This window comes from Bradyrhizobium sp. 14AA (assembly GCF_054185205.1).
In genome coordinates this window covers 12,289-25,524 of sequence record NZ_JAVAYM010000037.1, presented here as the reverse complement: position 1 = coordinate 25,524, position 13,236 = coordinate 12,289, and the positions used below count along the sequence as shown (strand labels likewise).

Sequence of the window (13,236 nt, the reverse complement as noted above, 5' to 3'; positions counted from 1 at the left end):
GTCCGCCGGCGTAACCCACCATTTTTCTCTCGGTTTAGAAAGTCTCGTAGCCCGCATGAGCGAAGCGATACGCGGGAACAGGCGTCCCGGATGTCGCTTTGCTCATCCGGGCTACGGCAGCATCACTGCTTCGGCAGCCTGGCCCTCAACGCATACAGCGCATCGAGCGCCTCGCGCGGGGACATCTCGTCGGGGTGCAGCGCCTTCACGGCTTCCATCAGCAATTCAGCTTCGCTCGGCGGCGCGGCTTCGGCCGCGGCGCGCGAGGGGACTGCGAACAGCGGCAGATCGTCCGCCAGCGCGCGCGCGGTCTGGCCGCGGTCCTGCGCCTCCAGCTTGGACAGCACGGATTTGGCGCGCGTGATCACCGCCGGCGGCAGGCCTGCGAGTTTTGCCACCTGGATGCCGTAGGAGCGGTCGGCCGAGCCGGGCAGCACCTCGTGCAGGAACACGACGTTGCCCTGCCACTCCTTCACGCGCACGGTGGCGTTGAACAACCGCGGTAGTTTTGCGGAGAGCGCGGTCAGCTCGTGATAATGTGTCGCGAACAGCGTGCGGCAGCGGTTGCTTTCGTGCAGATGCTCGATCGCGGCCCATGCGATGGAGAGGCCGTCGAAGGTCGCGGTGCCGCGGCCGATCTCGTCGAGGATCACCAGCGCGCGTTCGCCGGCCTGGTTCAGGATCGCCGCGGTCTCGACCATCTCCACCATGAAGGTGGAGCGGCCGCGGGCGAGATCGTCGGCGGCGCCGACGCGCGAGAACAGGCGGTCGATGATGCCGATCCGAGCGCGCGTCGCCGGCACGAAGCTGCCGATCTGCGCCAGCAGCGCAATCAGCGCGTTCTGGCGCAGGAAGGTCGATTTACCGGCCATGTTGGGACCGGTGAGCAGCCAGAGCTGGCCGGATTTTTGTGCCGGCGCCGGCGACAGGTCGCAGGCATTGGCGATGAACGGCTCGCCATTGCGCTTCAACGCCTGCTCGACCACGGGATGGCGGCCGGCCTCGATGGCAAAGCCGAGGGAGTCATCGACGTCGGGCCGCACATAATTATCGTCGACCGCTAGCTTGGCCAGTGAGGTCGCGACGTCGAGCAGCGCAAAGGCATGGGCGGCGGCGCGCAGATCGTCGCTGATCGCCAGGGCCTTCGCGCAAAGCCGATCGAAAATCTCGAGCTCGAGTCCGAGCGCGCGGTCGCCGGCATTGGCGATCTTGGCTTCGATCTCGCCGAGTTCCGAGGTGGTGAAGCGCACCTGTCCCGCCAGCGTCTGGCGGTGGATGAAGGTGGCATTCAGCGGCGCCGACATCAGCTTGTCGCCGTGCTGCGCGGTGACCTCGACGAAATAGCCGAGCACGTTGTTGTGCCGGATCTTGAGGCCCTTGACGGAGGTCGTGTCGGCGTAGCGGGCCTGCATCGAGGCCACGACGAGACGCGAGGCGTCGCGCAGGTTTCGCGTTTCGTCGAGCGCGGGCTCGTAGCCTTGCCGAACGAAGCCGCCGTCGCGCTTGATCAGCGGCAATTGCTCGTCGAGCGCGCTGGCAAATTCGGCTGCCAGCTCGCGTGACGGACGTTGCAACGCCGCCATCACCACCGCGATCTCCTGCGGCGGCTGGTCGAGCTCGGAAAGCCGCGCCAGCACCTGGTCGGCGGCGATGATGCCGTCGCGCAGGCCCGCGAGGTCGCGCGGGCCGCCGCGGCCGACCGAGAGACGCGCCAGCGCCCGCGACATGTCGGGCGCGCCGCGCAGGATGCTGCGGATGTCTTCGCGCGCGGCGGAATCCGCCACGAAGGTGCTGACGGCATCGAGCCGCCGCGCGATCGCCGGCGCGTCCGTCAGTGGCGCCGCAAGACGCTGGGCCAGCAGACGGGAGCCTGCCGAGGTCACGGTGCAGTCGATCGCGTCGAGCAGCGAGCCGCGGCGTTCGCCGGCCAGCGTCCGCGTCAGTTCGAGATTGGCGCGGGTGGCGGGATCGATCGCCATGGTCGCGCCGGACGCTTCGCGCGCGGGCGGCGACAGCGGCGGGTGCTTGCCGACCTGGGTGCGGTCGACATAGGTGACGGCGGCGGCCGCGGCGGTGGCTTCCAGACGCGTGAGCTGCGCCAGTCCGTCCATGGTCGCGACGGCGAAATAGTCGCACAGGCGCTTTTCGGCGGTGGCGCCGTCGAAGACGTCGCGGGTCAGCGGCGTCACCGCCGGCAGCTCGCGCAAGGTCGGTCCGAGCTCGCTGTCGTTGTAGAGCGCGTCGGTGACGATAGCCTCGTTCGGGTTGATGCGCGCCAGCGTCGCGGCAAGCTCGCCGCTAGAGCATTCGGTCACCATGAACTCGGCGGTCGAGATGTCGATCCAGGCAAGGCCGAAGTGGTCGCCGCCGCCGGAGGCGCGGGCGCGCGCGATGGCCAGCAGGTAATTGTTGGCGCGGGCATCGAGCAGATTGTCTTCGGTCAGCGTGCCCGGCGTCACCAGCCGCACCACGCCGCGGCGCACGACGCTCTTGTTGCCGCGCGCTTTCGCGGCGGCGGGGTCCTCGGTCTGCTCGCACACTGCGACCCGGTGGCCGGCCGAGATCAGGCGATGCAGATAATCCTCGGAGCGCTCGACCGGCACGCCACACATCGGAATATCGTTGCCCTGATGCTTGCCGCGCTTGGTCAGCACGATGCCGAGCGTCTTCGAGGCGATCTCGGCATCCTCGAAGAACAGCTCGTAGAAGTCGCCCATCCGGTAGAACAGCAGCAGGCCCTGATGCGCCGCCTTGATTTCAAGGTACTGTTCCATCATCGGCGTGACGCGCGCGGCGGCTTCCGCCTGCGGCGCGGGCGTTTCTTCGGGGGGCGGAACGGGGATGGGCTGTTGCATCGTCATGGGCGGCGCAACCTACAAAATTTCGCCTTCTGCTCCTATTGCTTTGGCCGGCAGGAGCGGGTTTTCCACGTTGTCCGCATCGCGGCATGCGTTGCGGACGGCAGGCCCCTGCAAATCGCACGCGAAACCGTCAATTGACCTGCCGCGGGCGCCCTCCTAAAACTCCGCCGACATTGAAGAATTTGGGCCGGATCGCGGCATTCAGGGAGAACAACGATGCGTGACGTCTTTATCTGCGATGCCGTGCGGACCCCAATCGGCCGTTTCGGCGGCTCGCTCGCCAAGGTGCGCGCCGACGATCTCGCCGCCGCCCCGATCAAGGCGCTGATGGCCAAGCACCCCAATCTCGACTGGGCCCAGGTGGACGAGGTCTTCTTCGGCTGCGCCAACCAGGCCGGCGAGGACAACCGCAACGTTGCGCGCATGGCGCTGTTGCTGGCGGGCTTGCCGGATTCGGTTCCCGGCCAGACCCTGAACCGGCTCTGTGCCTCCGGCCTCGATGCGGTCGGTGCTGCCGGCCGCGCCATCCGTTCCGGCGAGATCGAGCTAGCCATTGCCGGCGGCGTCGAATCCATGACGCGTGCGCCGTTCGTGATGGGCAAGGCGCAGGAAGCCTTCTCGCGTTCCGCCGAGATCTTCGATACCACCATCGGCTGGCGCTTCATCAATCCGCTGCTCAAGGCGCAGTACGGCGTCGATGCCATGCCGGAGACCGGCGAGAACGTCGCCGAGGAATTCCAGGTCTCGCGCGCCGATCAGGACGCCTTCGCGATCCGCTCGCAGCAGCGCGCGGGCGCGGCGATCGCCGCCGGCTATTTTGCCGAGGAGATCACGCCGATCACCATTCCCGGCGGCAAAGCCGGCCCCATCACCGTGGACAAGGACGAGCATCCGCGTCCCGAGACCACGCTGGAAGGCCTCGCCAAGCTGAAGCCGATCGTGCGCAATCCCGGCACGGTGACCGCCGGCAACGCCTCCGGCGTCAATGACGGAGCCGCCGCGATGATCCTCGCCTCTGAGGCCGCGGTGAAGAAGCACGGCCTGACGCCGCGTGCCCGCATCCTCGGGCTCGCATCGGCCGGCGTGCCGCCGCGCATCATGGGCATCGGCCCGGTGCCGGCGACCCGCAAACTGATGGAGCGGCTCGGCAAGAAGATCAGCGATTTCGACCTGATCGAGCTCAACGAGGCCTTCGCCTCGCAGGGCATCGCCTGCATGCGCCAGCTCGGCGTCGCCGACGATGCCGATTTCGTCAATCCGCATGGCGGCGCCATCGCGCTCGGCCATCCGCTCGGCATGAGCGGTGCCCGCCTCGTGCTCACCGCCGCCCACGGCATGGAGAAGCGCGGCGGCAAGCTCGCGCTGGCCACCATGTGCGTCGGCGTCGGCCAGGGCGTCGCGGTCGCGATCGAGAAGCTGAATTGACGGTCCACGTAGTGGACCGTCATCCCGGAGCCGCTCGTTAGAGCGGAATCCGGGATCTCGAGATTCCCCGGTGCGCAACTGCGCACCTGAGGTTCAGCCCTGTCGGGCTGCCCCGGAATGACGGGCGATCGGGAGACGGGCATGATCATCGAGCGCGAGCAGGACGTCACGACCGCAGCACTGGCGGTGATGGAGCGGACCTCCGATCCGCGCATGCGCCAGATCATGATCTCCCTGGTCAAGCATTTGCACGGCTTCGTTCGGGACGTCCGCCTGACCGAAAAGGAGTTCCGCGATGCCACCGCTGTCATCGCCGAACTCGGCAAGCTGACGACCGACACGCACAACGAAGTGGTGCTGATGGCGGGCTCGCTCGGCGTCTCGCCGCTGGTGTGCCTGCTCAACAATGGCGATCAGGGCAATACGGAAACCGATCAGTCACTGCTCGGGCCGTTCTGGCGGCTGAACTCGCCGCGGGTCGAGAATGGCGGCTCGATCGTCCGCTCCGAGACCCCGGGCGCGCCGCTGTTCGTGAACGGCCGCGTCGTGGACAAGGACGGTCGTCCGATCGTCGGCGCCGAGGTCGATGTCTGGCACGCTTCGCCGGTCGGCCTTTATGAGAATCAGGACCCCGATCAGGCCGACATGAACCTGCGTGGCAAGTTCACGACCGACCAGGATGGGCGCTTCTCCTTCCGTTCGGTGATGATGGTCGGCTATCCCATTCCGACCAACGGCGTGGTCGGCCGCCTGCTGGAGGCGCAGAGCCGGCACCCCTATCGACCCGCGCATCTGCACGCCCTGATCTTCAAGCCCGGATTCAAGGTGCTGATCTCGCAGGTCTACGATCCCAACGATCCCCATATCGACAGCGACGTGCAGTTCGGCGTGACACAGGCGCTGATCGGCAAGTTCCTGCGCCATGACGCGCCACATCCGACCGAACGCGATGTCGCGACGCCCTGGTATTCGCTCGACCATGTCTACCGGCTCGAAATCGGGGAAGCCGTACTGCCGCGTCCGCCGATCAAATAGGGGCTCAAACCCGCTTCCCCAAATTAGTTATATCCTATAATGATTGGCGGAAGCGTTGACCGGCCGACCACAATGGCCGGGGAGGAGTTCGCCCATGACATTCATCTATCCCGTCGATAGCAACAAGGCGCATCCGCTGCCGCTGTCGCCCGAGTACAAGAGCTCGATCAAGCGCGCGCCGAACAAGCCCTTGATCCCGATGCGGCACACCCTGTCGGAGCTGACCGGTCCGGTCTACGGCCACGAAACCGTGCGCGAGGGCGATGCCGACCTCACCACCCAGCATACCGGCGAGCCGATCGGCGAACGCATCATCGTGCACGGCCATGTGCGCGACGAGGATGGTCGCGGCGTGCGGAATTCGCTGGTCGAGATCTGGCAGGCCAATTCCTGCGGCCGCTACGTCCATGTCCGCGACCAGCATCCGGCGCCGCTCGATCCGAACTTCACCGGTGCCGGCCGTACCGTGAGCGATGCCGCCGGCTACTATCGTTTCGTCACCATCAAGCCCGGCGCCTACCCCTGGGGCAATCACCACAATGCCTGGCGTCCGGCACACATCCATCTGTCGGTGTTCGGCCATTCCTTCGTCACGCGCCTGGTGACGCAGATGTATTTCCCGAACGATCCGCTGTTTCCGTTCGACCCGATCTTCAATTCCGTGCCGGACGAGAAGGCGCGGGCGCGGATGGTCTCGTCGTTCGATCTCGACAATACCCAGCCCGAATGGGCGCTGTGCTACCGCTTTGACATCGTGCTGCGCGGCAAGAACGCCACGCCAATGGAGAACCACTAAGGTGCAGGATTCTCTGAAGCCCAACGGGATCACGCCATCGCAGACCGTCGGTCCGTTCTTCAAATACGGCCTGACGCCGACCGGCGACTACGCCTGGAATGACGCGTTCACCAACTCGACGCTGACGCCTGATGTCACGGGCGACCGTGTTCGTATCGAGGGCCGTGTGTTCGACGGCGACGGCGTCGCCGTACCCGATTGCATGCTGGAAATCTGGCAGGCGGACGCGCAGGGACGCTTTGCCGATCCGCAGGACAAGCGCGCGCTGCCGAACGCCAGCTTCCGCGGCTTTGCCCGCTGCGGCACCGACAAGGACGGCAACTATTCGTTCGAGACCGTCAAGCCGGGCGCGGTGCCGGATCCGGACGGCAAGCCGCAGGCGCCGCACATCCTCCTTGCGGTGTTCGGGCGGGGCATGCTCAGGCATCTCTATACCCGGATCTATTTCAGCGACGAGGCCGGCAACGCCGCCGATCCCGTGCTGGCGCTGGTGCCCACCGAGCGCCGCGCCACGCTGACCGCGGTGCGTGAGGCCGGCAAACCGGTCTACCGGCTCGACCTGCGGCTCCAAGGCGACGACGAAACCGTGTTCTTCGACGTGTGAGGCAGCGCGTGCCGGTGGCGCCAGGTCGCCGGCACCGCGTTTCTCATTCGGTGCATCAAGGCCGGTGCTGCGTTGCATCAGGCCTGAATTATTCTTTTTGTACGTCAGCCTCGCTGACTCAAAACCGATGGTTTGATCTTCAATTGCCGTAGTTGTCCGGATCTGGGGCGATACAATTCCGGCGCGAATCAATTCCGTATTTACCGTATTCGTCTAGGGTCGCTGCGGTTTCGACGCATACCCCGGATTGTTTCATGAAATTTCGTTTGTCGTTGTCCTCCGCGATCATTGCATTCGGCATCGTTATCGCCCTCGGCTTCACCGCCGTGGTGTCGACCAGCTTGTACGCCTTGAAAGAGCTCAAGGTCGGCGGTCCCCTCTATTCCGATATCAAGCTCGGTAACGACCTCATCGCGGACATCCTGCCGCCACCGGAATATGTGATCGAGGCCTATCTCGAAGCCACCCTCGCCATGCGCGAGCCGGACCAGCTGGCGGCCCATGGCGAGCGCCTGGTCCAGCTCCGCAAGGATTACGATGAGCGCAAGGCCTACTGGACCGCCTCCAGCCTCTCGGCCGACCTGAAGACGGCGCTGGTGTCGAAATCCGACGCCGAGGTGCAGAAGTTCTGGAAGCTGCTGTCCGACCAACTCCTGCCGGCCCTCAAGGCCAAGGACACAGCCGCTTCCGAGCGCGCCTATGCGCAGCTCAAGGACGCCTACACCGCGCATCGCGCCGTCATCGACAGCATCGTCGAGAGCGCCAACAAGCAGAACGCCGACATGGAAAAGCTGGCCGCGGACCGCGACAGCGCGATGCTCTATATCCTGCTCGGCGTCTCCGCCGCCGTCCTGGGCTTCATCGCCGCGGGCCTGCTCGGCGTCGCCGTCGGCGTGGTGCGCCCGATCGTGCGCATGACGGACACGATGCAAAAGCTCGCGACCGGCGATCTCGCCGCCGACATTCCCTTCGCGCACCGCAAGGACGAGGTCGGCTCGATGGCCGGCGCGCTCGTGGTGTTCAAGCAGGCGGCGGTCGAGAATTCCCGCCTGCGCGAGGAGCAGCTGCGCCAGGAGCAGGAGGCGGCGCTCGCCAAGCGCGGCGCCCTGCACCAGATGGCCGAGACCGTCGAGCGCGAGACCGGCCGCTCGGTCGACACCGCCAGCGCGGCGACGCAAGGCGTGGAACGCGCCGCCTCCAGCCTGTCCGACATCGCAAGGTCGCTCTCCGCGCAGTCGCAGGCGGTCGCCGCTGCCTCCACCCAGGCCCTCGGCAGCTCGCAGACCGTCTCGGCCGCGGCCGAAGAGCTGAGCGCCTCGATCCGCGAGATCGCAAGCCAGGTCGCGCGCACCAGCACCGTCACCAAATCGGCGGTCGCCGGCCGCGAGCAGGCGCGCTCGACCATCCAGGCGCTGGCCGGATCGGTGAAGAAGATCGCCGAGGTCTCCGACCTGATCGGCGGCATCGCCGGCCAGACCAACCTGCTGGCGCTCAACGCCACGATCGAGGCCGCGCGCGCCGGCGAGGCCGGCCGCGGTTTCGCGGTGGTCGCCGCCGAAGTGAAATCCCTGTCCGACCAGACCGCCAAATCCACCGAGGAGATCACGCGGCTGATCGCCGAGATCCAGACCTCGACGCAGGCCGCGGTCGATGCCGTCGAGACCATGGGGGGCCATATCGTCGAGATCGACGGGGTGGCGACCTCGGTTGCCGCTGCGATGGAAGAGCAGGACGCCGCGACCCGCGAGATCACGCGGTCGATCTCCGAATCAGCCTCCGCGGCGAAGGAGGTCTCGGCCAAGATCGGCGACGTCAGCCGCGATGCCGCCTCCGTGAACGAGCGCGCCGCCGAGGTCAGGCAGGCGATCGCCGGCATGGCGGCCAATCTCGAACAGCTTCGGTCGGTCGTGGTCAGGACCGTGCGCGATTCGACCGCCGCGGCTTGAGCCCGGTATCAGGCCAGCCGCTGGTGCGTGGGGGCGTGATCGTGCAGGATGGCGCGGGACAGGGGCATCGTGAATTTCATGACACCTCCACAATTGCCGGCGGTCGTTGAGCCCGCCCGACTGACGGCCGCGCTGCGCAGAGGAGGCGTGCTGGACGCTGGCGCGGTCCGCGAGGTGAAGGTGCTGCATCAGCGCGACACCGTCGTGTCGCATATCATCCGCCTTGGCCTGCGCTATGTCGGCGAATCCGCCGGCGCCCCGCAATCGCTGATCCTGAAGACCGCGAACTCCACGTACGCGCAGACGCTTGTAGATGCCGGTCGGCATGAGGTGGCCTTCTACACGAAGCTTGCGCCGAACATGCCGCGAGGGCTCGCGCCGCGCTGCTTCGACGGGAGCTTCGACGAGGAGAGCCTCGCCTGGCATCTCCTGCTCGAGGATCTCACCGACAGCCATGAGATCGCGACGCAATGGCCGCTGCCGCCCTCGCGTGAGCAGGCAATGGCGATCGTGACGACACTGGCGCGCTGGCATGCGGCATGGTGGGATCATCCCGGTCTTGGCGATACCGTGGGCACCTGGGCGAGCGCCGAGGACCGCGCGCAGCACATGGAGACGTTTGCCGGGCATTACGACCGCTTTGCCGATCTGCTCGGCGACCGCCTCGGCGAAGAGCGCCGTACCTTCTATCGCCGTCTGATCGAGCACGCGGTTCGGCTATCCCAGCGCTATCATTCGCGGCGTCACATCAGCATTGCCCATGGTGATGCCCATATCTGGAATTTCCTGCTGCCGCGCCCCGGCGTTGCCGATACCGTGCGCATGTTCGATTTCGACCAGTGGTGCATCAACGTGCCGACGACCGACCTCGCCTACATGATCGCGATGCAGTGGTATCCGGACCGCAGGCAGGCGCTCGAGCGGTCTCTGCTCAATCGCTATCACGAGACGCTGGTCGCCTGCGGCGTCAGCGGTTACACGCGCGGCGCGCTCGATCAGGACTATCGTCTGTCGGTGCTCTGGCACATCACCAAGCCGGTCTGGCAATGGAGCATCAACATCCCGCCGGTGATCTGGTGGAATAATCTGGAGCGGGTGATGATGGCGGTCGAGGATTTGGGGTGCGAGGAGTTGTTGGGGTAGGCGGCGCTACAAACTCGGCGTCGTCCTGGCCTAGTGCGCAATTGCGCACGGGAGCCAGGACCCATTACCCCGACGAGACATTGTAGTGCGAGTTGCCAACTCCGAGTCTTCGCCAAACTTCTCCCTGGGGTAATGGGTCCTGGATCTGCGCTTCGCTTGTCCAGGACGACGCGGAGAGGGAAGTCGCCTACTCCATCACCGCGTGCTCGGGCCCCGCGGCCTGCTTGCGCAGCGTGGCCTTGGTCGAGCCGATCAGCAGGGCCAGCGGGATGGTGCAGAGGATGAAGACCATCACCAGCTGGTAGTCGTGTGCGAAGGCGATGATCTGCGCCTGCACGCTGACCATCCTGTCGGCCATGGCGCGGCCGGCGTCGGTGGACAGATTGATCATGCCGCTGACGTCGGGCATCTGGAGCGCGTGGTTGAACGGGTTGATGTGCTCGGAGAGGATCGCGTAGCTCCGACGCGTTCCCTGCGTCAGCTGAGCAATGACGACGGAGATGCCGATCGAGCTCGCGACGTTGCGCATCAGGGTCAGCATCGCGGTGCCGTCGGTGCGCAGATCGTTCGACAGCGTCAGGAACGCCACCGTCGAGAGTGGTACGAAGACGAGGCCGAAGCCGAAGCCCTGGATGACGCTGACGGTCACGATCTCAGGCACCTGGGTCAGGTCGGTCCAGCCGGTCATCTGGAACAGCGAGCCTGCGGTCAGCGTCAGGCCGGTGATGATCAGCGTGCGCGCCTCGAAATAGCGCATCATGCGGCCGACCAGCATCATGGCGAAGAAGGTGCCGAAGCCGCGGCTCGCCAGCAGCAGGCCTGCGGTGATGATGGGATAGCCGATCACGTTCTGCATGTAGGGCGAGGCCAGCGCCATGGTCGAGAACAGCACGAGCCCCATCACGATCATGAACATGCAGCCGGTGACGAAGTTGCGATCCCGGAACAGCGCGAAGCGGATGAACGGCCTCGACGTCGTGAAGGAGTGCGCAAGGAAGAAGTAGAAGGCGACGGCCGAGACGATGAACTCGGCGATGATCTCGCCGGATTCGAGCCAGCCCAATTGCTCGCCGCGGTCGAGCGCGAGCTGAAGCGCGCCGATCGCGACCGCCAGGGCGGCAAAGCCGAACCAGTCGAATTTGAGGCTGAGATCCTTCCTGGTCTCGTCCATGAAGATGATCAGCCCGATCACGGTGATGGCGCCGAACGGCAGATTGACGAAGAACACCCAGTGCCAGGAATAGGTCTCGGTCAACCAGGCGCCGAGCGAGGGGCCCATGATCGGGCCCATCATCACGCCCATGCCCCAGATCGACATCGCCTTGGCGCGCTCCTGGAGGGTGTAATAGTCGAGCATCACCGACTGCGACAGCGGCACCAGCGCAGCCCCGAACACGCCTTGCAGCAGGCGGAACAGCACCATCTGGTTGATGTCCTGTGCGAGGCCGCACAGCACGGAAGCAAAGGTGAAGCCGGCCGAGCAGATGATGAAGATGCGCTTGCGGCCGAAGCGGTTGGCGATCCAACCCACCGGCGCCGTCATGATCGCGGCGGCGACGATGTAGGAGGTCAGCACCCAGTTGATCTGGTCCTGCGAGGCCGACAGCGTGCCCTGCATGTAGGGCAGCGCGACGTTGGCGATGGTGGTGTCCAGCGCCTGCATGATGGTCGCGGTCATGGCGCAGATCGTCACCATGTTCCGGCGCAGACCGGGGACCATCAGGCTGGCATTGGGGCCGGACATCGGATCGGTCCTTGTCTCAGTCTTGGTCTTTGTCTTGGTTCGCGGTCGCCGACAGGCCGAGCAGGCCTGCGAGCGAACGCTTGTGGCCGGTGTCGATGGTCGCGTAGACGCTCATGCCGGCCTTCAGCTTCCGCACGTATTTGTCGGTCTCGTCGAAATAGATGCGGATCGGCACGCGCTGCACCACCTTGACGAAGTTGCCGGTGGCGTTCTGCGGCGGCAGGATCGCGAATTGCGCACCGGTGCCGGGCGAGAGCGAGCCGATCTTGCCCTTGAAGACGTGGTTCGGGAACGCGTCGACCTCGAGGGTCACAGGCTGTCCTTCGGTCACGTAGGTGAGGTCGCTTTCCTTCGGATTGGCGTCGACCCAGGGATGGGCGACATCGATGATGGTGAACACCGGCGTGCCGGCGGTGACGTAGCGGCCGAGCTGGATCTGCTCGACCTGCGTCGCCACGCCGCCCATCGAGGCGCGCACGACGGCGTGGTCGAGATTGCGCTCGGCATTGTCGAGCTTGGACTTGGCCTGCGCGTAGGGCGGGAATTTCTCCAGCGGCAGGTCGGTATCGCCGAGCAGCTGCGTCTTGGCCGTCGACATCTGCTGCTTGACGTATTGCGCGATCGAGCCTGACGTCACCAGCGCATTCGCCGCGTTGTCGAGGTCGAGCTGCGAGCCGTAGCTGTTCTTCACCAGCGCCTGCTTGCGATCGACGTCGCGCTGCTTGAGGTCGACGCCCTGCTGGGCGAGGCTCAGCATGTCGCCGTAGATCTTGATGTTGGCGCGGAGATTGTCATAGGTCGTCTGCGCCTGCATCAGCTGCGCCCTGGCATCGTCCACGGCGAGGCGGAACGGCACGGCATCGATCTCGAACAGCACGTCGCCTTGCTTGACGAGCTGGCCTTCCCTCACGACGACCTTCTCGATCTTGCCGGAGATGTCAGGCGTCACCAGCACCTTCTGCGCGCCGACATAGGCGTCGTCGGTGCCGACATAGCGGCCGCCATTGAGGTAGAAAGTCAGGCCGGCGGTGGCGACGACAACGGGCAATACGACCAGGAGCAGGAAACGGCGATAGCGCCGCAGGCCCGCCACGAGGCGGCGGCGCGGATCGGTGCCGGCCTTCTTGGTCGGCTTCCCGCTGTCGATCTTCTGCTCGGGCTGGAATTTGAGAACCTGATCAGCCATAGCGCTGCTCCTTACGCGCTTGCTCCGCTCCGGATGTCTGGATCGCGTTGCGCACGTTTTCCTTGATTGTTTCGAGTTGGGTGAGGAGGCGGTGGGCGTCCGCCGGGGAGATGCCGTCGAGCGCGTTGGCCGTGAGCTCGGACTTCAGCCCGCTCATCCGTCCGAGCAATTGCCGCCCCGCCTTCTTCAGGTACAGGCGCTTGACGCGGCGGTCCGAAGGATCGTTGCGGCGCTCGATCCAGTCATTGTCGCAGAGCTTGTCGATCAGGCGCGTGAGCGTGATCGGCTGCACCTCGAGAAGCTCGGCGAGCTCCGACTGCTTCATGCCTTCGGAACGCTCGACCTTGGCCAGCACCGCCCATTGCGCGCGGGTGATGCCGAAGCGCGAGGCTTCCTTGTCGGCATAGACGCGGAGCAGGCGATAGAGCTCGCCGAGCGTAAACAGGAAGTTCTGGTCCACGGATCCGCGGCTCATAAGCTTGGTCTCCAATAAGCT

10 protein-coding genes are annotated in these 13,236 nt (G+C 65.7%); 6 read left to right on the top strand and 4 right to left on the bottom strand.

What is annotated here, in order from left to right; all coding sequences use genetic code 11:
* Positions 1–122: 122 nt before the first annotated feature.
* On the bottom strand, positions 123–2,861 hold the full coding sequence (gene mutS, locus RAD15_RS39680; protein WP_458184140.1) for a DNA mismatch repair protein MutS: 2,739 nt from the start codon (positions 2,859–2,861) through the stop codon (positions 123–125).
* A 216-nt stretch (positions 2,862–3,077) separates the two neighbouring features.
* On the opposite strand from mutS, the gene pcaF reads away from it, so the two are divergent.
* From pcaF to RAD15_RS39650, 6 genes are all read left to right on the top strand, one after another.
* Positions 3,078–4,286 (top strand): 3-oxoadipyl-CoA thiolase, encoded by a 1,209-nt coding sequence (gene pcaF / locus RAD15_RS39675; protein WP_458184139.1) that lies wholly within the window; start codon positions 3,078–3,080, stop codon positions 4,284–4,286.
* 141 nt (positions 4,287–4,427) lie between these two features.
* Positions 4,428–5,321 (top strand): dioxygenase family protein, encoded by an 894-nt coding sequence (locus RAD15_RS39670; protein ID WP_458184138.1) that lies wholly within the window; start codon positions 4,428–4,430, stop codon positions 5,319–5,321.
* A 94-nt stretch (positions 5,322–5,415) separates the two neighbouring features.
* Entirely contained in the window at positions 5,416–6,117 is a 702-nt protein-coding gene (pcaH, locus tag RAD15_RS39665) for a protocatechuate 3,4-dioxygenase subunit beta (RefSeq protein ID WP_458184137.1), read from the top strand.
* Between the two features lies 1 nt (position 6,118).
* Positions 6,119–6,721 (top strand): protocatechuate 3,4-dioxygenase subunit alpha, encoded by a 603-nt coding sequence (pcaG, locus tag RAD15_RS39660; RefSeq protein ID WP_458184136.1) that lies wholly within the window; start codon positions 6,119–6,121, stop codon positions 6,719–6,721.
* Positions 6,722–6,975: 254 nt separating this feature from the next.
* Entirely contained in the window at positions 6,976–8,667 is a 1,692-nt protein-coding gene (locus RAD15_RS39655) for a methyl-accepting chemotaxis protein (RefSeq protein ID WP_458184135.1), read from the top strand.
* A gap of 48 nt (positions 8,668–8,715) precedes the next feature.
* Positions 8,716–9,810 carry a phosphotransferase gene (locus RAD15_RS39650; RefSeq protein WP_458184134.1) on the top strand — a complete coding sequence of 365 codons (1,095 nt, stop codon included), beginning with the start codon at positions 8,716–8,718 and terminating at the stop codon, positions 9,808–9,810.
* Between the two features lie 187 nt (positions 9,811–9,997).
* Here RAD15_RS39650 and RAD15_RS39645 read toward each other — a convergent pair whose 3' ends face one another.
* Genes RAD15_RS39645 through RAD15_RS39635 form a run of 3 tightly spaced genes read right to left on the bottom strand, consistent with a single transcriptional unit; the run spans position 9,998 to position 13,215 of the window.
* A complete protein-coding gene (locus RAD15_RS39645; protein ID WP_458184133.1) occupies positions 9,998–11,554 on the bottom strand; it encodes a DHA2 family efflux MFS transporter permease subunit in 1,557 nt (518 codons plus the stop codon).
* A 16-nt stretch (positions 11,555–11,570) separates the two neighbouring features.
* Positions 11,571–12,740: an HlyD family secretion protein gene (locus RAD15_RS39640; RefSeq protein WP_458184132.1), complete on the bottom strand. Its 1,170-nt coding sequence runs from the start codon at positions 12,738–12,740 to the stop codon at positions 11,571–11,573.
* A complete protein-coding gene (locus RAD15_RS39635) occupies positions 12,733–13,215 on the bottom strand; it encodes a MarR family winged helix-turn-helix transcriptional regulator (protein WP_458184131.1) in 483 nt (160 codons plus the stop codon). Before RAD15_RS39635 ends, RAD15_RS39640 begins: the two co-directional genes overlap by 8 nt.
* Between the last annotated feature and the right edge of the window lie 21 nt (positions 13,216–13,236).

What these genes read in the sequence shown, in the direction of transcription:
- mutS (WP_458184140.1), bottom strand. Translation starts at nt 2,861, where the DNA reads ATGACGATGCAACAGCCCATCCCCGTTCCGCCCCCCGAAGAAACGCCC.
- pcaF (WP_458184139.1), top strand. Translation starts at nt 3,078, where the DNA reads ATGCGTGACGTCTTTATCTGCGATGCCGTGCGGACCCCAATCGGCCGT.
- RAD15_RS39670 (WP_458184138.1), top strand. Translation starts at nt 4,428, where the DNA reads ATGATCATCGAGCGCGAGCAGGACGTCACGACCGCAGCACTGGCGGTG.
- pcaH (WP_458184137.1), top strand. Translation starts at nt 5,416, where the DNA reads ATGACATTCATCTATCCCGTCGATAGCAACAAGGCGCATCCGCTGCCG.
- RAD15_RS39655 (WP_458184135.1), top strand. Translation starts at nt 6,976, where the DNA reads ATGAAATTTCGTTTGTCGTTGTCCTCCGCGATCATTGCATTCGGCATC.
- RAD15_RS39650 (WP_458184134.1), top strand. Translation starts at nt 8,716, where the DNA reads ATGGCGCGGGACAGGGGCATCGTGAATTTCATGACACCTCCACAATTG.
- RAD15_RS39645 (WP_458184133.1), bottom strand. Translation starts at nt 11,554, where the DNA reads ATGTCCGGCCCCAATGCCAGCCTGATGGTCCCCGGTCTGCGCCGGAAC.
- RAD15_RS39640 (WP_458184132.1), bottom strand. Translation starts at nt 12,740, where the DNA reads ATGGCTGATCAGGTTCTCAAATTCCAGCCCGAGCAGAAGATCGACAGC.
- RAD15_RS39635 (WP_458184131.1), bottom strand. Translation starts at nt 13,215, where the DNA reads ATGAGCCGCGGATCCGTGGACCAGAACTTCCTGTTTACGCTCGGCGAG.